This is a genomic window from Mesorhizobium sp. M00.F.Ca.ET.216.01.1.1 (assembly GCF_004010325.2).
Lineage (GTDB): Bacteria > Pseudomonadota > Alphaproteobacteria > Rhizobiales > Rhizobiaceae > Mesorhizobium.
Genome location: NZ_SADR02000008.1, coordinates 138,568 through 157,452 on the forward strand (window position 1 = coordinate 138,568; position 18,885 = coordinate 157,452).

The 18,885-nt window shown below is 63.4% G+C and carries 20 protein-coding genes and 1 pseudogene; 5 read left to right on the forward strand and 16 right to left on the reverse strand.

The window, feature by feature from the left end; all coding sequences use genetic code 11:
- The first annotated feature begins 133 nt into the window (after positions 1-133).
- A complete protein-coding gene (locus tag EN859_RS12975) occupies positions 134-550 on the forward strand; it encodes a VOC family protein (protein ID WP_127854492.1) in 417 nt (138 codons plus the stop codon).
- A gap of 44 nt (positions 551-594) precedes the next feature.
- Here the strand turns inward: EN859_RS12975 and epmA are convergent, their stop codons facing one another.
- Positions 595-1,644, reverse strand: coding sequence for an EF-P lysine aminoacylase EpmA (gene epmA, locus EN859_RS12980; protein ID WP_127854493.1), 1,050 nt, complete (start codon positions 1,642-1,644; stop codon positions 595-597).
- Positions 1,645-1,755: 111 nt separating this feature from the next.
- Between epmA and efp the strand changes: the two genes are divergently transcribed.
- Complete coding sequence (gene efp, locus EN859_RS12985) at positions 1,756-2,325, forward strand: elongation factor P (protein WP_127854494.1); 570 nt, start codon at positions 1,756-1,758, stop codon at positions 2,323-2,325.
- Positions 2,326-2,360: 35 nt separating this feature from the next.
- Here efp and EN859_RS12990 read toward each other — a convergent pair whose 3' ends face one another.
- From EN859_RS12990 to EN859_RS13025, 8 genes are all read right to left on the reverse strand, one after another.
- The gene (locus EN859_RS12990; RefSeq protein WP_127854495.1) at positions 2,361-3,218 is read right to left on the reverse strand and encodes a sigma-70 family RNA polymerase sigma factor; all 858 of its coding nucleotides are present in this window, start codon (positions 3,216-3,218) and stop codon (positions 2,361-2,363) included.
- A complete protein-coding gene (locus tag EN859_RS12995; protein ID WP_127854496.1) occupies positions 3,218-3,685 on the reverse strand; it encodes a carboxymuconolactone decarboxylase family protein in 468 nt (155 codons plus the stop codon). The genes EN859_RS12990 and EN859_RS12995 overlap by 1 nt, the downstream gene beginning before the upstream one ends.
- A 133-nt stretch (positions 3,686-3,818) precedes the next feature.
- The gene (locus EN859_RS13000) at positions 3,819-5,831 is read right to left on the reverse strand and encodes a glycoside hydrolase family 127 protein (protein ID WP_189501916.1); all 2,013 of its coding nucleotides are present in this window, start codon (positions 5,829-5,831) and stop codon (positions 3,819-3,821) included.
- A gap of 27 nt (positions 5,832-5,858) precedes the next feature.
- Positions 5,859-6,716, reverse strand: a complete 858-nt coding sequence (locus tag EN859_RS13005; protein WP_127854497.1) for a carbohydrate ABC transporter permease — start codon at positions 6,714-6,716, stop codon at positions 5,859-5,861.
- Positions 6,716-7,645: a sugar ABC transporter permease gene (locus EN859_RS13010; RefSeq protein WP_127854498.1), complete on the reverse strand. Its 930-nt coding sequence runs from the start codon at positions 7,643-7,645 to the stop codon at positions 6,716-6,718. Before EN859_RS13010 ends, EN859_RS13005 begins: the two co-directional genes overlap by 1 nt.
- 178 nt (positions 7,646-7,823) lie before the next feature.
- The gene (locus tag EN859_RS13015; protein ID WP_127854499.1) at positions 7,824-9,080 is read right to left on the reverse strand and encodes a sugar ABC transporter substrate-binding protein; all 1,257 of its coding nucleotides are present in this window, start codon (positions 9,078-9,080) and stop codon (positions 7,824-7,826) included.
- 72 nt (positions 9,081-9,152) lie between these two features.
- Complete coding sequence (locus tag EN859_RS13020; RefSeq protein WP_127854500.1) at positions 9,153-10,196, reverse strand: LacI family DNA-binding transcriptional regulator; 1,044 nt, start codon at positions 10,194-10,196, stop codon at positions 9,153-9,155.
- Positions 10,197-10,423: 227 nt separating this feature from the next.
- Positions 10,424-11,338, reverse strand: coding sequence for a LysR family transcriptional regulator (locus tag EN859_RS13025; RefSeq protein ID WP_127854501.1), 915 nt, complete (start codon positions 11,336-11,338; stop codon positions 10,424-10,426).
- 168 nt (positions 11,339-11,506) lie between these two features.
- Here EN859_RS13025 and EN859_RS13030 point away from each other — a divergent pair, with 168 nt between their 5' ends.
- Positions 11,507-12,403, forward strand: a complete 897-nt coding sequence (locus EN859_RS13030; RefSeq protein WP_189501918.1) for an MBL fold metallo-hydrolase — start codon at positions 11,507-11,509, stop codon at positions 12,401-12,403.
- A gap of 365 nt (positions 12,404-12,768) precedes the next feature.
- On the opposite strand, the gene EN859_RS13040 is transcribed toward EN859_RS13030, so the two are convergent.
- The 5 genes and pseudogenes from EN859_RS13040 to EN859_RS13055 all read right to left on the reverse strand — a co-directional run bounded on the left by EN859_RS13040 (position 12,769) and on the right by EN859_RS13055 (position 15,018).
- Positions 12,769-13,041 carry a phosphosulfolactate synthase gene (locus EN859_RS13040; protein WP_245525552.1) on the reverse strand — a complete coding sequence of 91 codons (273 nt, stop codon included), beginning with the start codon at positions 13,039-13,041 and terminating at the stop codon, positions 12,769-12,771.
- Positions 13,038-13,184 (reverse strand): hypothetical protein, encoded by a 147-nt coding sequence (locus EN859_RS38655; protein WP_210237690.1) that lies wholly within the window; start codon positions 13,182-13,184, stop codon positions 13,038-13,040. The genes EN859_RS13040 and EN859_RS38655 overlap by 4 nt, the downstream gene beginning before the upstream one ends.
- 176 nt (positions 13,185-13,360) lie before the next feature.
- Positions 13,361-13,882 (reverse strand): sulfocyanin-like copper-binding protein, encoded by a 522-nt coding sequence (locus EN859_RS40465; protein WP_127854545.1) that lies wholly within the window; start codon positions 13,880-13,882, stop codon positions 13,361-13,363.
- 129 nt (positions 13,883-14,011) lie between these two features.
- Positions 14,012-14,222: pseudogene (locus EN859_RS13050) on the reverse strand (patatin-like phospholipase family protein); the annotation flags it as partial.
- Positions 14,223-14,265: 43 nt separating this feature from the next.
- A complete protein-coding gene (locus EN859_RS13055) occupies positions 14,266-15,018 on the reverse strand; it encodes a phosphosulfolactate synthase (protein WP_210237693.1) in 753 nt (250 codons plus the stop codon).
- A 205-nt stretch (positions 15,019-15,223) separates the two neighbouring features.
- Between EN859_RS13055 and EN859_RS13060 the strand changes: the two genes are divergently transcribed.
- Positions 15,224-16,369 (forward strand): CapA family protein, encoded by a 1,146-nt coding sequence (locus EN859_RS13060; protein WP_127854503.1) that lies wholly within the window; start codon positions 15,224-15,226, stop codon positions 16,367-16,369.
- Between the two features lie 83 nt (positions 16,370-16,452).
- On the opposite strand, the gene EN859_RS13065 is transcribed toward EN859_RS13060, so the two are convergent.
- Together EN859_RS13065 and EN859_RS13070 are read right to left on the reverse strand one after the other, a co-directional pair.
- Positions 16,453-16,866: a cytochrome C gene (locus EN859_RS13065; protein WP_127854504.1), complete on the reverse strand. Its 414-nt coding sequence runs from the start codon at positions 16,864-16,866 to the stop codon at positions 16,453-16,455.
- Between the two features lie 58 nt (positions 16,867-16,924).
- Positions 16,925-17,287, reverse strand: a complete 363-nt coding sequence (locus EN859_RS13070; protein ID WP_127854505.1) for a hypothetical protein — start codon at positions 17,285-17,287, stop codon at positions 16,925-16,927.
- Between the two features lie 414 nt (positions 17,288-17,701).
- On the opposite strand from EN859_RS13070, the gene EN859_RS13075 reads away from it, so the two are divergent.
- Entirely contained in the window at positions 17,702-18,853 is a 1,152-nt protein-coding gene (locus EN859_RS13075; RefSeq protein WP_189501920.1) for a helix-turn-helix transcriptional regulator, read from the forward strand.
- The last annotated feature ends 32 nt before the right edge of the window (positions 18,854-18,885 follow it).

An 18,885-nucleotide genomic window follows, 5' to 3' on the forward strand; every position in this document is an offset into this window, starting at 1 on the left:
TTGTTCCACTGCGGCTTGTGCAATGGGAGAAGCGGCAATCAAGATGCATCGGGCTAAAATGTGCCGGCCCGATTCTGCCCAGTCGGACCGGCACGACCGATCGAAGCCTCGCAGACTTTTCGGAGCACCAGCCATGACGCCTTTCCACCTCGCCTTTCCGGTTCGTGATCTCGATGAAACCCGTGCTTTCTATGGCGATGTGCTTGGCTGCGCCATCGGACGCTCGTCGGCGACCTGGGTCGATTTCGATCTCTACGGCCATCAGATGTCGGCGCATTTGCGGCCTGAGGCGACCCAGGCCGCCAGCGACGGCAAGGTCGACGGCATCCTGGTGCCGATCCCGCATTTTGGCGCGGTGCTGCTGATGGACGAATGGCAGCGGCTCGCCGCGCGGCTGGAGGCGCGTTCCGACATCGACTGGCTAGAACGGCCGATGGTGCGCTTCAAGGGCGAGCCCGGCGAACAGGCGACGCTGTTCATCCGCGATCCTTTCGGCAACGCCCTGGAATTCAAGGGCTTTCGCTCGCTGGAGCAGGTTTTCGCGCATTGAGGCGGGAGGGCGCGGCCTTCGGGTTCAGTTTCGGCTCACATCCTTCACGGCGCGGCAACCGGTGTCCAGATTACGTCCTCGATCCTGGTCGCTCCCGTTGCCAGCATCACTAGCCGGTCGAAGCCAAGCGCGGCGCCGCTCGCCTGCGGCATGATGGCCAGCGCGTCCAGGAAATCCTCGTCAATCGGATAGCGCTCGCCGTAGACGCGCTCTTTCTCGTCCATCTCGGCGGCAAAGCGCCGGCGCTGCTCAGCCGGATTTGTCAGCTCGCCGAAGGCGTTGGCGAGCTCGACACCGCAGCAATAAAGCTCGAAGCGCTCGGCAACGCGCGGATCATCGGCGCTCGGCCGGGCAAGGGCGGCCTCCGAGATTGGATAGCCGTAGAGGATGGTGGCGCGCCCCCGCCCCAGCGCCGGCTCGATCTTTTCCACCATGACCCGGCTGAACAGATCGGCCCAATTGTCGTCCGGCGCCGTGCGCAGCCCCGCCTTGATCAAGGCATTGTCGAGTGCCGCACGGTCGGTACTGCCATCCGCGGCCACCGTGGCCAAAAGGTCGATGCCGGCATGGCGCATGAACGCCTCGGCGACGCTCAGCCGTTCCGGCTCGGCGAATGGGTCGGCCTCGCGGCCGCGAAAGCCGAAGCGTTTTGCGCCCGCCCGCTCGGCCGCGAGCGCCAGCAGCCCGGCACAATCGCGCATCAGGCTCTCATAAGTCTCGCCGACCCGATACCATTCGAGCATAGTGAATTCCGGATGGTGCAAGGCGCCGCGCTCGCGGTTGCGCCAGACCGGACCAAAGCTGAAGATGTGCTGCTCGCCGGCGGCCAAAAGCTTCTTGCAGGCGAATTCCGGCGAGGTGTGCAGGTAGAGCTGATGGCGCGACCCGTCCAGACCGATCGCCTCGGTGGCGAAGGCCGACAGATGTGCCTCGTTGCCGGGCGACACCTGCAGGGCCGATGTCTCCACCTCGATGAAGTCGCGGCGGGCGAACCAGCCGCGCACCGCGGCGGCGATAGCATTGCGCAGCATCAGCCGCGGCCGGCGGTCGGCATGGACATGCGGCGTCCACCAGGGCGAAGTGTTGTTGGTCATGGCCGATGGAATCGCGCGCAGGACTGGCGGTTGCGGCCAAGATGCGCTAGGGCGCACGGCACGGCTGCTGCAGCCGATTTGCGCCGATCAACTGTTTCAGGATTTAAGCCCGTGGTGAAAGTCATCGCCAGTTCCCTACGCAAAGGCAACGTCGTCGATAAGGACGGCAAGCTCTATGTGGTCCTCTTTGCCGAAAACATCCATCCTGGCAAGGGCACGCCGGTCACCCAGTTGGACATGCGCCGCATCTCCGACGGGGTGAAGGTTTCGGAGCGCTATCGCACCACCGAGCAGGTGGAGCGCGCCTATGTCGAGGAGCGCGAGCACACCTTCCTCTATAGCGACGGCGAAGGTTTTCATTTCATGAACCCGGAAAGCTACGACCAGGTCGCGGTGCCAGAAAGCGTGATCGGCGAGATGGCGCCCTATCTCATCGAAGGCATGGCGGTGCAGGTGTCGCAGCACAACGGCGTGCCGATCTCGCTGGTGCTGCCGCAGCGCGCGACCTTCGAGGTGGTCGAGACCGAGCCGGTGACCAAGGGCCAGACCGCGTCCTCCTCCTATAAGCCCGCGACGCTGTCCAACGGCGTGCGCACGCTGGTGCCGCCGCACATCAGCGCCGGCACCCGCGTGGTGGTGATGACGGCGGACGGAGCCTATGTCGAGCGCGCGAAGGATTAGGAGGGCGTTGCTCGGGCTTCGGCTTGGCAGTCGACCTAATGCAGATGCCTCAGCTTGTCAGGGTTCCGCACCACATAGATTGCTGTGACCTTTCCGTCCTCGATTTCGAGCGCCGTCGTCTGAAGTTCGCCATCGGCTTCCAGCGTGATGAAACCGGGCAATCCGTTGACAAAACCGGTACGAACAAGTTTCGAACCATTTTCGTGGAACCGAGCCGCCAGTTGTTCGTGAACTTCCATGACGGCATCGAAGCCGACGATCGGCTCTATGGCTGCCGGACGCTTGCCCCCACCATCAGCATGAACACTGACATCGGCCGCCAGCATTGCACCAAGCGCTTTCATATCGCCGCCGCGTGAGGCGGTGAAGAAAGCCCTTGCAAGCTCGAGGCCATGTTGTTTCTCCACCTGGAAGCGCGGTCTCGCCTCGCGCACATGAGTGCGCGCCCGGGCAGCGAGCTGGCGGCAGGCAGCCGGGTCACGCCCGATGGTGGCTGCGACTTCCTCGAATTGCAGTCCGAACACATCGTGCAGCAGGAAGGCCGCCCGCTCGAGCGGAGAAAGACGCTCCAGCGCAAGCATCAGCGGCAAGGTGACATCCTCCTCTTCCTCCTCTTCGAGCACAGGATCGGGAAGCCAGGGGCCGACATAGGTCTCGCGCTGGCGTCGCGCTGACTTGAGCTGATCGAGACAGAGGCGCGTGACCGTGCGGCGCAGGAACGCTTCTGGTTCGCGCACCTCGCTGCGGTCGGCCCCCATCCAGCGGATGAAGGCCTCTTGCACCATATCCTCGGCGTCGGCCACAGAGCCGAGCATGCGGTAAGCAACCCGCATGAGCTTTGGACGCAGCGGATCGAAACTGGCCGCTGCATTCTCGTGCGTGACGCCTGCCATCAGGCCGCCGCCTTGACGGCGGACTTTGCGTCCGCCGGATCAATAAACATGCCGAAGCCGACCGCGATGCGGTTCCACCCATTGATGACATTGATCATCAATGTGAGCTTGACTTGCTCCTCCTCGGTGAACTGCGCCTTCAGGGCTTCGTAGGCGCTCTCGTGCGCATGCCCTTCGGAGAGCCGCGTCAGCGCGTCGGTCCAGCCGAGCGCGGCGCGTTCGCGGTCGGTGTAGCAAGGGGCCTCGCGCCAGGCCGACAGCAGGTAGATGCGCTGCTCGGTCTCTCCCCTCGCGCGCGCATCCGCTGTATGCATATTGAGGCAGTTGGCGCAGCCGTTGATCTGGGAGGCGCGGATTTCCACGAGCCCGACGAGGGTCGGTTCAAGGCTCGAAGCGACGGCGGCCGAAGTGGCGTACCACTTCTTCATGAGTTCGGGGGCCGCGGCAAAGAGATCGTTGGCAGTCATGGTTCGTTTCCTTCTGTTGGTTACGACATCATGACGAGGCAGGACCTGCCAGTGTGACATACGCGCCAACATTTTTAGTGCATGTCGCCAACCACTCGGCCGCCGATGCGCTTGGTTCTCCTATGTTTATCGGCTACCCCGCGCTTCTGATCCACACCAGCATCTCGCCGGGGTCGCGGTTGTCCCAGGCGAAATAGGGAACGGCCTTGACCTTCGCCTCTTCCACCGCCGGCGGCTCGGCGCGGTAGAGCCCGTCTTCCCAGTTTTCGAAAGCCTCCTTTTTGGCGACGGCCGAAAGGGTCACGACGCCGCCCAGAAGGTTCGGCTCCTCATGCGCCTCGATCCTTGCCGCCTGCGGCAAGGCGATGCGATGCAGCTGACCTGCATTGTCGGTCTCCTCGACGCAGTAGATCAGCGGGCCGCGCGACAGCGCGACGCGGCCGATATCCTGCCGCACCTCCGGATTGGCAAAGAGGCGGTCGACGACCATTTCGAGATCGAGATCGACCCGGTCACCCATGCGCCACTCGCGCCGGATTGCGGCATAGCCGTCGCTGGTGATGCTGTTCAGGTCGAGCGCCGCGCCGTTCACCCTGAGCGTCGCCTTGCGGCACCAGGCCGGCAGGCGCAGGTGCAAGGTGAACTCGGTCGGCGCCTCTGGCTCGACGCTGATCGACACCGTGCCATCCCATGGATAGCGGCTGGTCTGGGTCAGGCCTACCGGCCGGCCTGATATCTCAAAGCGGGCGGTGCTGTCGCCATAGAGGTGGACGGCCAGTGCGTCGTCCGACAGGCTGTAGAAATAGCTGCCGATCGAGGCGACCATGCGCCCGATATTGGGCGGGCAGCACGGGCAGCGATGCCATTTCCAGCGGTTGTGGGCGCCGCGGCTCTCCAGCGGATTTTCGTAGAAGAACAGCGAGCCATCGAGCGACAGGCCCGAGATCGAGCCGTTGTAGAGCGCCCGCTCCATCATGTCGGCGTAGCGCGCATTGGGACCCATGCCGAGCATGCGGCTGGCCCAGAACACCAGGCCGACGGAGGCACAGGTCTCGGCATAGGCGGTTTCGTTGGGAAGGTCGTAGTCGGCGGTAAAACCTTCATTGTGCGACGACGGCCCGAGCCCGCCGGTGATGTAGAGGTTCTTGGTCGTGAGATCGTCCCACAGCCGGTCGAGCGCCACCCGCAGCGTGTCGTCGCCATATTCGGTCGCGACATCGGCCATGCCGGAATAGAGATACATCGCCCTCACGGCATGGCCGACGACCTTGTCCTGTTCGCGCACAGGCTTGTGCGACTGGCTGTATTCGTAGGTCTTGAAATGATAAGCCTTGGGGTCGGCGCCGCGGGCACGCGCCTCCTCGTCGAAGTAATGCGGCTGCTGGCCGCGCTGGTCGATGAAGTATTTTGCGAGGTCCATGTACTTCTGCTGGCCTGTCGCCCGCGCCAGCTTGACCAGCGCCAGTTCGATCTCCTCATGGCCGCAATAGCCCTTCTTCTTGCCCGGCTCGGGGCCGAATGTCTCGGCGATATGGTCGGCGTAGCGGCACATGATGTCGAGCAGTTTGCGCTTGCCTGTGGCCTGGTAGTAGGCGACCGCGCCTTCGATCAGATGGCCGGCGCAATAAAGCTCGTGGCAATCGCGCAAATTGGTCCAGCGCAGGCCGGGCTGGATGCGCTGGTACCAGCTCGACAAATAGCCGTCGGGCTGCTGCAGCTTCCCGTACATGTCGATGACGGCGTCGATCTTCTTCTCCAGCTCGTCATTGCGGCGCCGGTAGAGCGAGTAGGCCGCGGTCTCGATCGTCTTGCCCCAATCGGAGTCCCAGAACATCTGGGTCGTCACCGTCGATCCGGTGAACTCGTTGCCGGCGGTGGATGCCTCGTCGGGCGACGGCGAATGGAACGGAATGACGACGCCCGGCGACGGCCGGTCCGGGTCGATCTGCTCGAGCATACGCGCCTGGACGCAGCGGTCATACAGGATGCCGGCGGTCCTGGTGGCGACGGCGTCGACGCGGTCGCCCCAGAAGCCGCGCACATCGACCTGCGGCACGGGGAGCGGACGGAAGGCGAGCTTCGGCTTGCCCGACTTGCCGGTTTGGCTCGACGTGATGCCCTGATTGGCGGATTGCGATGCAGTCATCAACTTACTCCGTTCAATTCGATTTGGTCACTTCACGGCCCCTGCCATCAGGCCGCGGATGTAGAAGCGCTGCAGCAGCAGGAAGAGCACCAGGCACGGCACCATCATCACGGTGACGCCCGCCTGCACCGCGCCCCAGTCGATGGCGCCGAAGCGGCCCGACTGCAGCGCCGTCATCATGATCGGCAGCGTGAATTTGGACTGGTCCGTCATCAGCACCAGTGCGGCCAGGAACTCGTTCCAGGCGCCGAGGAAGGCGAACAGCGCAATGGTGACGATGCCCGGCCAGACCAGCGGCAGCATCACCCTCAGCAGCATGGTGACGTTATTGGCCCCGTCCATGCGGGCGGCTTCCTCGATCTCGCGCGGAACCGCGTCGAAGGCGTTGCGCATCATGAAGATTGAGAACGGCAGCTGCAGCGTGACATAGACGCAGACCAGCCCGGTCAGCGTGTTGTGCAGGCCGATCTTGGTCAGCACCAGGAAGATCGGCGTCAGGATCGACTGGAACGGGATCATGATCGTCGACAGGATGACGACGAACAGCAGGTTCTTCAGCGGAAAGCGGAAGCGCGAGAAGCCATAGCCGGCCAGCACGCTGACGATGACCGACAGCAGCACCGTCATCGCAGAGACATAGATGCTGTTTCGCGCCGGCAGCCACAGGCCGTCACCGAAGGTGTTGAGCGTGGCGTAGTTCTCGATGGAAAAGCCTGATGTCGGCCAGGGCGGCAGCGGCGGCTGGCGTGCCTCCTGCGCCGGCTTGAAGGCCGAAAGCACGGTCCAGACGATCGGCGCCAGGAACAGTATGGACGCGATGATGCCCGTCGAGTGCTCGGCGATCTGCATGCCGATGCGGCTTTTGCGGCCCATTGCCTGCGCCATCAGTCGATCCCCTCGGGTTGGCGCAGCAGCCGCAGCTGGATCAGGCTGAGCGCGACCAGGATGACGAGCAGGATCATCGAAAGTGCCGCGCCGTAGCCGAGCTTGAACGACACGAACGACTGGTTGAAGATCCAGTAGACGGCGGTCAGCGTCTGGTTGCGCGGCCCGCCGCGCAGGATGATGTAGAACTGGTCGAAGGCCAGGATCGAGCCGGCAACCGACAGGATCAGCGCCAGCGCCAGCGTGCGGCGCATCAGCGGCAAGGTGATGGCCCGGAACCGTGCAAACGGCCCTGCCCCGTCGATCATCGCCGCCTCCTGCAGCTCCGACGGAATGGACTGCAGGCCGGTCATCAGGATGATCATGGTGAAGCCCGCCACCTTCCAGACGACCATGGCGATGATCGACCAGAAGGCCGGCTGGAAGGTGGCAAGCAGGTTGAACTTCTTTGCGGTCAGGCCGAGGTCGAAGGCGGCCGGGCTGAACAGGCCGGAATCGACGTTGAGCAGCCACGACCAGAGCAGGCTGGCCGAGGCGAAGCCGATGACCGCCGGCATGAAGAAGGATGTCCGGTAAAAGCCGGTCAGCTGCCTGGGCCTTTCGATGAAAAGCGCCAACGGAAAGGCGACGGCGAAGATCGCGATCGTCACCACCACGGTGTAATAGCCGGTGAAGCGCAGCGCGTTCCAGAACCTGGTATCGCGCAGGATCGCCCAGTAATTGTCGAGGCCGATGAAGGAGTGCGCGCCCATCAGCGGCCAGTTGTGCAGCGACATCCACGCCGTCATGCCGAGCGGTATGATGAAGAAGACGACGACCAGGGCGACTGCCGGCGCGACATAAAGCAGGCCGATCCACTGCCGGCGGCCGGTGCCGACGAGTTTTCTGGCGCGGGCGGGTGCCGAGGTTGCTGCTGCGATTGAGGTCATGCGTGCTCTTCCGTTGGTGCGCCGTCCCTCTCCCCCTTGAGGGGAGGGTCCGGCCGAAGGCCGGGGGTGGGGTCCTCCCCGACGCGCGCCGACAGAAAAACGTCGAGCACTTCCGAGATGACCCCACCCGGACCTGCAGTCCGACCTCCCCTCGAGGGGAGGTATGGCCGGCGCCAGCCTACTTCTGCGGCGCCTGATCGATGATCGACTGCATGGTCTCCTGCGCGTTGGCGATGGCGCCGTCGACGTCGTCGCCGAAGAAGACCTCGTTGACCATCTGCGTCCACGGGCCGTTGGCGGAGTTGATCAGGTCGTTGAACACCACGGTATAGGGCGTGCGGCCCTTGGCCATGGCCTCGGCCGCGATCTGATAGCGCGGATCGAGATCCTTCAGCGCCTCCTTGGCGATATCGCCGCGCACGGGAAGGCTGCCATATTTCGCCAGGATGGTCTGGCCTTCGAGCGAATAGGCGAAATCAAGGAACTCCTTCACCACCGCGATCTTCGTGGTGCCCTTGGTGACGACGAAGTTGTCGCCGCCGGCAAAAGACGACCAGCCGCCATCCTTGCCCGGCAGGAAGGTGACGCCATAGTCGATATCTGGATACTGCGTGTTCAGCGCGCCGATGGCGAAGGCGCCGGACGGCGAGATGCCGATATTGCCGGTGGCAAAGGCGGCAAAGAAATTGGAGCCGGTGTCGGTCTGCGCGCCTGCCGGCACCAGATCCTTCTTGATCATCGAGCGGTAAAGGTCGATGGCGCCGCGCAGCTGCGGGCTGTCCAGCGTCGCCTTCGAGCCATCCTCGGTGAGGATATCGCCGCCCGATGCCCAGATCAGCGGCGTGAAGGTGAAGATGTTGCAGCCGCCGCAATTGCCTGAGAAGTAGAAGCCCTTGATGTCGCCGCCGAGCGCGTTGACCTTTTCGGCGTCGGTTTCGATTTCGGCCCAGTTGGTCGGGCCTTTCTCAGGGTCGAGGCCGGCCTGCTTGAACAGCTTCTTGTTCCAGACCAGCACCGAACTGTCGGCCGAGAACGGCAGCCCGTAGATGCGGCCCTTGTAGGTGCCGGTCTTGACGTGCGCCGGCGACAGGCTGGCGAAGTAAGGCAGGGATTTCGCCCAGTCGGTGATGTCTTCGAGCTGGCCTGCGGCCGCGAAGGACGGCGTGTAGATGAGGTCGAGCGACAGCGCATCCGGCGCGGTGCCGCCGGCGGCAGCGGCGCCGTATTTCGGAATGATCTCGGCGTTGGGGATGATGTCCAGCTTGATCTGGTTCTCATGGCCCTTGTTGAACGCGTCGACGACGCGCGGCATGAAGTTCGAGCCGTCGGCGCGAACCCAGATGTTGGCGGTTTCGGCGGCCGCGGCAGGCCACACTGTTGCCGGTATGCACAGAATGCTCGCGGCAAAAGCGAGCCCGGTAATGATGGTCCTCATGGTTCTCCTCCTTCTTCGGCCGCGCTCCCCGAGGATTGGGTTGGGCGGCACGTTTGGTTTCAGCCGTTGGTTTCAGCCGCCCAGTGGACGGCCGCATGACTGACGTACCACCAGCCGGCACGGCAGTTTTCGGAGGCCCGGCTCGGCGGGTTGGCCGCCGACGAGCGAAAGCAATGTGAGGCCGGCCTCGCGTCCGAGTGCGGCCAGGTTCATGTCGACGGAGGTCAGCGGCGGGCGCGTCGCCTCGGCCACGATCTCCCAATTGTCGAAACCGATGACACCGACCTCGTCCGGCACATCAATGCCGCGTTCGCGCAGCGCGTCGATGACGCCGCGCGCGATCTGGTCGTTGCCGCAGAACACCGCATCGGGCGCCTCGCGCTTACCATCGAAGAGCGTCCCGACCGCCTCGTGGCCCCACGCTTCCGACCACGAGCCCAGCAGGGGCTCGGCGGCCGGCAAGCCGTTCTCGGCCAGCACGTCACGATAGGCCTGCGCCCGCGCATGCACCACGGCAAAACTCGCTGGTCCCGTGACATGGGCGATGCGGCGGCGCCCGAGCCGGCAGAAATGCTCGACCGCCAGGCGCGCGCCGCCGGCGTCATCCGAGACGAAGGCGATGGCGCCGGGATCAGGCTGGGTAAAGGCGTAGATCGCCGGAATGCCGAGATTGGACAGGTCGACCGGCAGATGGCGGTCGATGCGCTTGCCGGTGGCGATGATGCCGTCGACGCGCTTGTCGAGCATGGCATCGACATGCAGCTGGCCGAGGCGCGGGTCGTCCTCGACATTGCAGAGAAACACCGAGACGCCGGCGTCGACCAGCGCATCGGAAACACCGGCCATGAGCGGCAGCGAAAAGCGGCCATAGGTATCGTTGGTCAACAGGCCGACGGTAAAACTGCGCCGGCGCAAAAGGCTCTGCGCCAGGCTGTTCGGGCGAAAGCCGAGGCGCTGCGCCGTCTCGCGAATGCGCTCGCGCGTCTCGGCAGTCATCCGCCCCTGCCCGTTGAGCGCCTTCGACGCCGTCGCCACGCTGACGCCAGCCGTGGCCGCCACCTCACGCAAGGTGACTGGCTTGGCAAAAACAGGCGTTGGCTGCGCGTCGGACGCCATGATTCGGTTTTTGATCCTCCCATTTGGGAAAAGCTTTTCTCTTACAGGCCGGTAGCGTGTCGATCGGGGTGGCGGACGAACGCTGCAAAGCTTGGGAAAAGGTTTTCTCAAAGGAGAGACTATGACGAAGATTCGGGTATGGCAAGTGGGTTGGCATGCTCATGCCAAGGGCCTGTTCACCACTCCAGAACGAAAGAACATCGAGCCACGGACGGGGGCGGCACTGCCTACGGCATGGGTCCCTGCGCTTCCGCGATCGAGCCCCTCTGCTCGGCGGCAATGAGCATTTCGACGAAACTGCTCACCTTGGGCGGACGGAAGCGCGCGGCGGGGTAGACCGTATAGATGCCTCCGGAAGGCAGCCGCCACTCGGGCAGGACGTGGATGAGCCGCCCCGCGGTCAGATCGTCCCTCACCAGGAAATCCGGCAGGACCGACAGCCCGGCGCCGGTGCGGACGGCCGCCAACACTGCCGGCGTCGCATCGATCGAGATCGTTGCATGCATCTGCACGGCCCGACGCTCGAGGTCGCCGCGCGAAAATTGCCACAGCAGCGGTTCGCGCAGCGCCATGTTGGCGATGAAGGGCAGCCTGGCAAGGTCTTCCGGTTCAGTAGCGGTGATCCGCCCGGCGAAGTCCGCGCCGCCCACCATTAACTGCCGGAAAGTGCCGATGCGTCGCGCCTGCAGGCTTGAATCGGTCAGCCAGCCGACGCGAATCGCCACGTCCATCCTGCCGGAAACGAGGTCGATGCTCTCGTCGCCCAGCGTCAGTTCCACCCGGCAGGCGGGATAGCGCGCGCTGAAGGCAGTGACTACCTGCACGACCGCCGACGTGCCGTAGTCGTTAGGCGCGGCGATGCGCAGGGTGCCGGTCGGCTCGGCGGCAGCCTGCGCGAGTTCGTCAAAGGCATCCTCCGCCTCCCGCAGGATCAGCAGGCAGCGAGCATGGAATATCCGGCCCGCCTCGGTCGGCTGCACCCGCCGTGTGGTGCGGATCAGCAGCGTCGTTCCGACGTCCTGCTCCAGCCGTGCAACCTGCTGGCTGACAACCGCCTTAGTGATACCCAACCGCTCGGCCGCCCGCGTGAACGAGCCGGCATCGACTACCGCCGCGAAGTAGGCCAGTCGGTTGAGGTTCATGCGTCAACCATCGGTGATCGGCTCTCCACCCATTGTCAGTCAATGGCACACATTACGTCTTTTTTGTTGGTCTTCAATATGCATTCCGGCTTTGCCATCTTCCGTGCAATCGCAGCGCGAGCGCAAAGATGCGTCGCCCGGCTCACCCGAAGTCCCCAGGAGATATTCATGTTCACACGGAGAACCATCATGAAAACCACCCTCGCCGCCGGCGCAGCTGCCGTCTTCGCTCCCGCCGGGCTTGGCCATGCGGCCGCCTGGCTTTCCTGGAAGCACTTCCCGGCCGGGGAAAACGGCTTCTTTCGCGCCCCCGTGCTCATCACCGGCGCTTCCGAGGTTCTGCTGATCGACGGCGGGTTCACCTATACCGACGGCCGCGCCGTGGCCGACGCGATCAAGGCGACGGGCAAGACGCTCACTGCCATCTATGTCAGCCAGTCCGACCCGGACTATTATTTCGGCCTCAAGCCGATCAATGAGGCTTTTCCCGACGCACGGGTGATCGCCGCGTCCGAGACGGTGACCGCCATCAACGCCAATGTGGAAAAGAAACTCGCCGCCTGGGGGCCGCAGCTCAAGGAGAATGGTCCGCAGACGCTCGCCGATATCGTCATTCCCGAGATCTTCGACGGCAAGACGCTCACCGTTGATGGCGAGACGATCGAGATCGTCGACGCAGAAGGCCTCGCCAACAGGCGCTATCTCTTCGTGCCGTCACTGAATGCAGTGTTCGGCGGAGTGATCATTTTTTCCGGCGTGCATGTCTGGACGGCCGACACGCCGAGCAAGGAGCAGCGCGCCGCCTGGCTCGCCAATCTCGAAAAGATCGCTGCCGCCAAGCCGGCCATCGTCGTGCCCGGCCACATGACGCCGCAGGCCGCCACCGACCTCTCCGGCGTCGAGCACACCAGGGTCTATCTCACTGCCTTCGAGGAGGAATTGCCCAAGGCCAAGGACGCGGCCGCGCTCAAAGGCGCCATGGAAGCCCGCTTCCCCGGCCTCGGCATGGGGGTTGCGCTCGACATCGGCTCCAAGGTTGCCACCGGCGAGATGAAGTGGGGCTGAGATGAGCGCCAATCTCGATCTGATCCGGGCCACCTGCGAAGGATCATCATCGGAGGAGAACGGCCGCAAATTGTCGACGTCGCGCCGCCCCTCATCCGCCTGCCGGCACCTTCTCCCCGTATAGTGACGGGAGAAGGACGCCCTCGTCGAAGATTTCGCCAATCGCCAACATCGCAGGACGAGCGCTGAGGTTGCGGCAGTACCCCTTCTCCCCGTCACTATACGGGGAGAAGGGGTACTGCCCGGCAGGGCGATGAGGGGCGGCGCAAACCTGGAGTGATCGCCCTTCGCGGTCGCCTCAAACGCCAAGCGCCCTCACTCTCTTTCCACTTCTGGCGGCATGCTCGGCACGGCAATTCACAAAATCAGCCCGCGTCGCCCTCACCCAATATTCTGAATCCGCCCCAGGTGCTCTTGGTTCCCCAGATGCCGGAGCGCAGCGCCTCGAGTTGCACGATCTGGCTGTGGTCGACGAACAGATTGACCTCATTGCCGTAGTTCTTGATGTACCATTCGAAGACCACCGGGTCGGCGGCTTCGAACATCACCGCCTCCAGCCCGAGCTCGTTGATGATGCGGGCCACCACGTCGGTGCGCCAGGACGTCACGTTTTCGGTGATCCCTTCACTCTCGATCATGATGATGTCGGCACCGGCATCGAGGGCACGCCGGCCTGCGCGACCAACCAGCCGACATCCTTGGTGCCTTCGGCTTCGAGCTCCTTGGCCGACGTGTCACCGCTGGCGCCGAACTGGATGCCGAGTTCCGGCTTCGGGGGCACCCGAAGGTCCTGCGGAGACAGAAAATGTCACCGTCGACTTGCGAGTGCCGATTTTCGCGGGCTCCGGCGGCAATCGTGATGGAGGGCTGAATTTCGGATAAGCGCGATGACGCCGGATTTCGGTCGAATCCTAATGCGCGTGTGCGGCGCGCGCGAAGCCCACCATACACGAACGACTACTTGACCGTGAAGATCGTCCACATCCCGGACGTGAAGTGACCTGGAATGTTGCAGAAGAGAAGGTACGTGCCCGGCTTTAGATCAAGCCGCAGGGCGGCAGTCTTATTCGGATCGAGCTCGGAGACTTCGCCTAGAATATCCGGCATTTTATCCTCGTCGACCCTACTCTCGCTGCTGTTGTATGGAAACAGCCTCGACAAATCCCTGAGCCGCGTGATGATCATCTCGTGGATTGTGTCCTTCGATGAGTTGAGAACCTCGAACGTTATCTCGCCAGCTTTGACGGTCTCCACGCTCAGTGCAATGCCCATCGTCACCTTCGACATATCCTTGCCGGCCGCGGGAAACCCGAGGTCGGTCGCCATAGCCGTTTCTACTCCCTTGTCCCAAAGCGATGCGTTTACCACCGTCCCTGCGGCTTGGGATGGACTCGCCGTCGCCACTCCGATGGCCAAAGCCGCGATCGGCAGAAATGCGCGGATAGGAAGTGGCCTTAAGATCGCGTTACGTTTGAACATGATCGAATCTTCTATCTGACCGTCGGTAGAATAAGTGTCCGAATCTTGAAACGCATTGATCCGAATCAATGAATGACCAGGCGACCGGACGCTCCCTGAATCACCGCCGCCGGCCACCTCGATATGCGCGTCCTTGATGTCAGCCGTCTCGCTCATCGATCTTCATGAAATCGAGCATGCGGTATTTCGACACCGCCGGGCGGATGAAGACGTCGGGCTGGTTCAGCTTGTTGGCGATGATCGACTGCATCATCAGGCGCCGAGCATCAGGTCACCGGAAGTCGGCTGCTTGCGCTCAACTTCGCCCGGTGCGCCGATTGGCGGCGATGACGATGTCGGCGGCTACCCGACGCGGCAATTCATAACATCGGCCCGACCGCCCCTCACGCGATATTCTGAATCCGCCCCCAGGTGCTCTTGGTTCCCCAGATGCCGGAGCGCAGCGCCTCGAGCTGCACGATCTGGCTGTGGTCGACGAACAGATTGACCTCATTGCCGTAGTTCTTGACGTACCATTCGAAGACCACCGGGTCCGCGGCTTCGAACATCACCGCCTCCAGCCCGAGCTCGTTGATGATGCGGGCCACCACGTCGGTGCGCCAGGACGTCACGTTTTCGGTGATCCCTTCACTCTCGATCATGATGATATCGGCGCCTGCATCGAGGGCACGCCTGGCCTGCGCGACCAGCCAGCCGACATCCTTGGTGCCTTCGGCTTCGAGCTCCTTGGCCGACGTGTCACCACCGGCGCCGAACTGGATGCCGAGCTCGGGCTTGGCCTTGAGCCCTGCCCTTTTCACGGTTTCGACCAGGCGCAGCAGCGCCTCGGTGGGCAGGCTGATGAAGCCGGTGGAGATCTCGATCACATCGAACCCCAGCGCCTTGGCTTCCTCGATGTAGCGGTCAACGGCGTCCGGGCCGAAACGCAGGACATTTTCGATCCAGCCGCCCGTCGAAACATAGGCATCATGATCGTGCGCCAGCTTGTTGATCGATTTCACCGCTTCGGGCGGCATCAGAGCGAACGACCCGCCGGCAAACTTGATGCCGTCGATCCAGTGGCCCATGGTTTCCAAGAGGTCGGCCAGATGGCGCGGCCCATAGGCGCTGTAGTAGGGCCCGCGAATCTCGGTCAGGCCGTCTTAAGCGGCTTGGCTGAGCGCGCGGCGCGCGGGATGAAGGAAAAGGCCGTGTCGGTCATTGTGGGCCTCGGCGGTCGGTTCTCCTGCGTTAGCGACTTCTTCCTGCCTCAACGATTTGGCGCGCGATCTGATCCATGCACAAATTGGGGCTGGAACCCTCGGCGTCACAGGGTGTTGGCACGGAGGAGTTCCAGGACCGATGCCGCAGCTCGCGAACAATGCCGCCGCAGGGCGGCCCGTCCGAAGCAGCGCAAAGCTGTTCCTGTGCGGCGATGTCATGCTCGGGCGCGGGATCGACCAGATCCTCGCCAATCCGGGCGATCCGCACCTCTACGAGCGCTATGTCAAATCCGCGACGACCTATGTCGAGCTTGCCGAACGCATCCATGGGCCGATCCCGAGAAAGGCCGACGATCAATATGTCTGGGGCGATGCGCTTGCCGAATTGGACCGCGAAGCTCCCGATTTGCGGATCATCAATCTCGAGACCAGCATTACCACCAGCCGTTCCTTGGCGCCCAAGGGGATCAATTACAAGATGAACCCGGCAAACATCGGCTGCCTGGCGGCGGCGCGGGTGAGCTGCTGCGTGCTCGCCAACAACCACGTGCTCGATTGGGATGAGCCTGGGCTCGTCGAAACCCTCGATACGCTCCGGCATGCCGGCCTCGCCTATACCGGGGCCGGGCGTGACGCGGATGAGGCAGCGGCGCCTGCCGTCATCGAACTGGCCGGCGGAGGCCGCGTGCTCGTCTTCGGGTTCGCGCTCAAGACCAGCGGCGTTCCGCCTTCATGGGCAGCCGGAGCTCACAAGCCAGGGGTCAATCTGTTGGCGGATGCCTCGGCGCGGTCGCTCGAGCGTATCGCCCGATCCGTGGAGGCCATGAGAGAGCCTGGCGATCTCGCGGTGGCCTCGGTCCACTGGGGCGGCAACTGGGGCTACCAAGTCAGCGCGGAAGAACGCGCGCTTGCCCACGCCCTCATCGACGTCGCAGGTTTCGACCTCGTGCATGGGCACTCCTCCCACCATCCCAAGCCGATCGAAATCCATGACGGCCGGCTGATCCTCTATGGATGCGGCGACTTCCTCACCGACTATGAAGGAATCACGGGGCACGAACTCTTTCGCGGTGAGCTTGCGCTGATGTATCTGCCACGGCTCACCATGCCGGAGGGCAGGCTTGTCTCGCTTGAGCTCGTGCCGTTCCAGCTCCGCAAGTTCCGGCTAAACCGCGCCTCGCCCGAAGATGCCGCCTGGCTCGCGGCCATGCTCGAGCGCGAGAGCTCGCCTTTCGGCACTCATATCGCGCTCGGGAACGATAGCCGTCTCGCTGTCCATTGGTGAAGCCGCCAGTTCAACAACCTGCAGCAAGTCCTTGTTTTTATGCATGTCGTTATCCCGGCGCTGCGCACTTTTGGGCGCATGCATTAACGCTCAAGCCTCCCAGGCCGGCCCCGGCCAAGCGCACCGTCGGCGCGGGCCTGCAGGTAGGCGTAGATGTCATCGATGTAAGGAGCGACGTTGGGATCGTCGGCGAAGCCCTGCATGACTGAAGCGCCGCTGCGCTGGCCGCCGAGAACGGTGAGCCGGAACAGCTCTATGCTGGGCAATCGGTCGACAAGCGCCGAGGCGAATGTCGAGCCGACGCCGTCGGGGCCGTGGCAGTGGCTGCAGCCGCCGTGGTAGCGGCGAAAGCCGTTATAGGTTCGCGCATCGACCTTGCCGTTGACGACCTTGTAGAACTTGCCCGTGGTCAGGTCATCTTGCGAAGACGCGCCGAATCCGGAGGCGAGGGTAAAGACGACGACAGACGGCAGGATGAGTTGCAGCCAGGGAGACATCGTCTGTCGCCCACGCTGCAGGCTCATCCAGCGCCGCCACAACGTGCATGCCCTTGGATCACTCGACGGCTGCCGCCGGAGAAGCAACTATGATTCCGTCTATATCTGGATTCGAGCTGACGACCAGCTTGCCGCCGACACGCGATATCTCGACGATCTGGTCAGACTCTCCCAGCTTGCCTGGCACGGAAACTGCGACCGTCTGGTTTTCGGTCAGTATCGCCACGAAACGCACGGGCAAGCCAGCCTCGCCTTGCGCGATTGTAGTGACCACCCGATAACCGTCCTCCTCGGGCGTGTAATAGACGACACCCAGGAAGCCGCCGAGATCGATGCTTTCAGCCTTCATGGCTCCAAGCTCGCCGGCATGCGCGGGGATCGCCGCTATGCAAAGTGCTACAAGAGTAATGTACCTACGCATTATGCTGCTCCCTCTCGGATTGTCCGGGGTCGAGCCCGGCTTAGGATTTCACCAATAGACAATCGCGCGCCGAAACAATCGGCGCACACAGGAAGAATTCAGGATAAGCCCCCCGGCTTCTTCACATCGGCGAAAGCCCGCGAGCCGGGAACGCGCTGAGCCCCACCGGTCGTCACAACCAAGCGCGACCCTTTTCTTCTAGAGCGAGCATTTCACCGCCCGGGTGCTTGCGCATCCCCTGTTTGGGGGAGATACTCGAAAATTGAGCGATCGCTAATGTTGGAGGGCTGGTTATGGTGCAGGTCCGCTGCGTCGCTGGTCGACTGTCCGCGCGTAATCTGCCGAAGCGAGAGCACCTCTGGGAGCGCACAACTTTCCGCACCACACGCGCTGCTGACATGCGGGGGTCCATTCATGGCCGAGGCATTGTCGCGACATAGACTGTCGAAGCTGATCGGCTCGATCTACGATTGCGCACTCGACCCGGAGCGGTGGGAGGACGCGCTTGCCGGGATCAGGGATGCGCTCAATGCCCAGACAGCCGTGCTGCACCTGGACGACCTCAGTCACGATCGGCTGCTAATCTACAGGACCGTGGGAATAGAGCCGTACTGGCTGGAACAGCAGGCGAAACATATCCCCGAGATCCATGCCCGGCTGATCGAGGATCTGGCGGCTTGGCCATCGCTCGAAGTGCCGCATGTGGTCTCACGCCACATACCTCCAGGCTATCTGGAAACCTCCCGATATTTTCAGGAGTGCCTGAAGCCGCAGGGCCTGGTCGATGTCATGTCGTTTTTCCTCATCCACACTCCTACCCGCCTTGCCGGCTTCGCCGTTGCCCGACACGAGCGGCAAGGCATTATCACCGAGCGCGAAATCGAGCTTGGCCGACTGTTGCTGCCGCATGTGCGCCGTTCGGTGATGATCAGCAACATGCTCGACATCAGCACGATCGAACGCGCACGGATGGCCGAGGCGCTCGATGCACTCACATGCGCCGTGGTCCTCACAAACGACCGTGGCGCCATCCTGCACGCCAACCGCTCGGCCACGCACATGCTGCAGAGCGGCGGCCCGATCCAGGATGTGCATGACATTCTGCAGGCGACAATTCCGTCGGCTTCCAAGGAGCTTCACAGCGCCATCATGCTTGCGGCTCAGGATGAGGCAAGCATCGGCAAGACAGGGCTTGCCGTCCGCCTCACCGAACCCAACCTGCCGCCGGTCTTCGCCCGCGTGCTGCCGATGGCCGGCGGCGAGTTGCGCGCCGGCATGGAACCCGCGGCGGTTGCCGCAGTGTTCATCGGCAATGCGCCGGATGAGCACGACGCCGCCGACATGCTGGCGACTGCCTTCGGGCTTACCTTGGCCGAAACCCGCGTGCTCGCCAGCCTCCTCGCCGGGCACACCCTGGCCGAGACCGCCGCCAGCCTCCACATCGCCACCACAACGACGAAGACGCACCTCGACAATATCTTCCAGAAGACCGGCGTCTCCCGCCAGGCCGATCTGATGCGCCTCGTCATGCAGATCGTTCCGCCCGCAGGACAGCCTTCTCCCTGAGCGCTTTCCCGGCATTGGCGACCTCGATGCGT

What these genes read in the sequence shown, in the direction of transcription:
- EN859_RS12975 (WP_127854492.1), top strand. Translation starts at nt 134, where the DNA reads ATGACGCCTTTCCACCTCGCCTTTCCGGTTCGTGATCTCGATGAAACC.
- epmA (WP_127854493.1), bottom strand. Translation starts at nt 1,644, where the DNA reads ATGACCAACAACACTTCGCCCTGGTGGACGCCGCATGTCCATGCCGAC.
- EN859_RS12990 (WP_127854495.1), bottom strand. Translation starts at nt 3,218, where the DNA reads ATGGCAGGCGTCACGCACGAGAATGCAGCGGCCAGTTTCGATCCGCTG.
- EN859_RS12995 (WP_127854496.1), bottom strand. Translation starts at nt 3,685, where the DNA reads ATGACTGCCAACGATCTCTTTGCCGCGGCCCCCGAACTCATGAAGAAG.
- EN859_RS13000 (WP_189501916.1), bottom strand. Translation starts at nt 5,831, where the DNA reads ATGACTGCATCGCAATCCGCCAATCAGGGCATCACGTCGAGCCAAACC.
- EN859_RS13005 (WP_127854497.1), bottom strand. Translation starts at nt 6,716, where the DNA reads ATGGCGCAGGCAATGGGCCGCAAAAGCCGCATCGGCATGCAGATCGCC.
- EN859_RS13010 (WP_127854498.1), bottom strand. Translation starts at nt 7,645, where the DNA reads ATGACCTCAATCGCAGCAGCAACCTCGGCACCCGCCCGCGCCAGAAAA.
- EN859_RS13015 (WP_127854499.1), bottom strand. Translation starts at nt 9,080, where the DNA reads ATGAGGACCATCATTACCGGGCTCGCTTTTGCCGCGAGCATTCTGTGC.
- EN859_RS13020 (WP_127854500.1), bottom strand. Translation starts at nt 10,196, where the DNA reads ATGGCGTCCGACGCGCAGCCAACGCCTGTTTTTGCCAAGCCAGTCACC.
- EN859_RS13025 (WP_127854501.1), bottom strand. Translation starts at nt 11,338, where the DNA reads ATGAACCTCAACCGACTGGCCTACTTCGCGGCGGTAGTCGATGCCGGC.
- EN859_RS13030 (WP_189501918.1), top strand. Translation starts at nt 11,507, where the DNA reads ATGTTCACACGGAGAACCATCATGAAAACCACCCTCGCCGCCGGCGCA.
- EN859_RS13040 (WP_245525552.1), bottom strand. Translation starts at nt 13,041, where the DNA reads ATGATCGAGAGTGAAGGGATCACCGAAAACGTGACGTCCTGGCGCACC.
- EN859_RS40465 (WP_127854545.1), bottom strand. Translation starts at nt 13,882, where the DNA reads ATGTTCAAACGTAACGCGATCTTAAGGCCACTTCCTATCCGCGCATTT.
- EN859_RS13060 (WP_127854503.1), top strand. Translation starts at nt 15,224, where the DNA reads ATGCCGCAGCTCGCGAACAATGCCGCCGCAGGGCGGCCCGTCCGAAGC.
- EN859_RS13065 (WP_127854504.1), bottom strand. Translation starts at nt 16,866, where the DNA reads ATGTCTCCCTGGCTGCAACTCATCCTGCCGTCTGTCGTCGTCTTTACC.
- EN859_RS13070 (WP_127854505.1), bottom strand. Translation starts at nt 17,287, where the DNA reads ATGCGTAGGTACATTACTCTTGTAGCACTTTGCATAGCGGCGATCCCC.
- EN859_RS13075 (WP_189501920.1), top strand. Translation starts at nt 17,702, where the DNA reads ATGGCCGAGGCATTGTCGCGACATAGACTGTCGAAGCTGATCGGCTCG.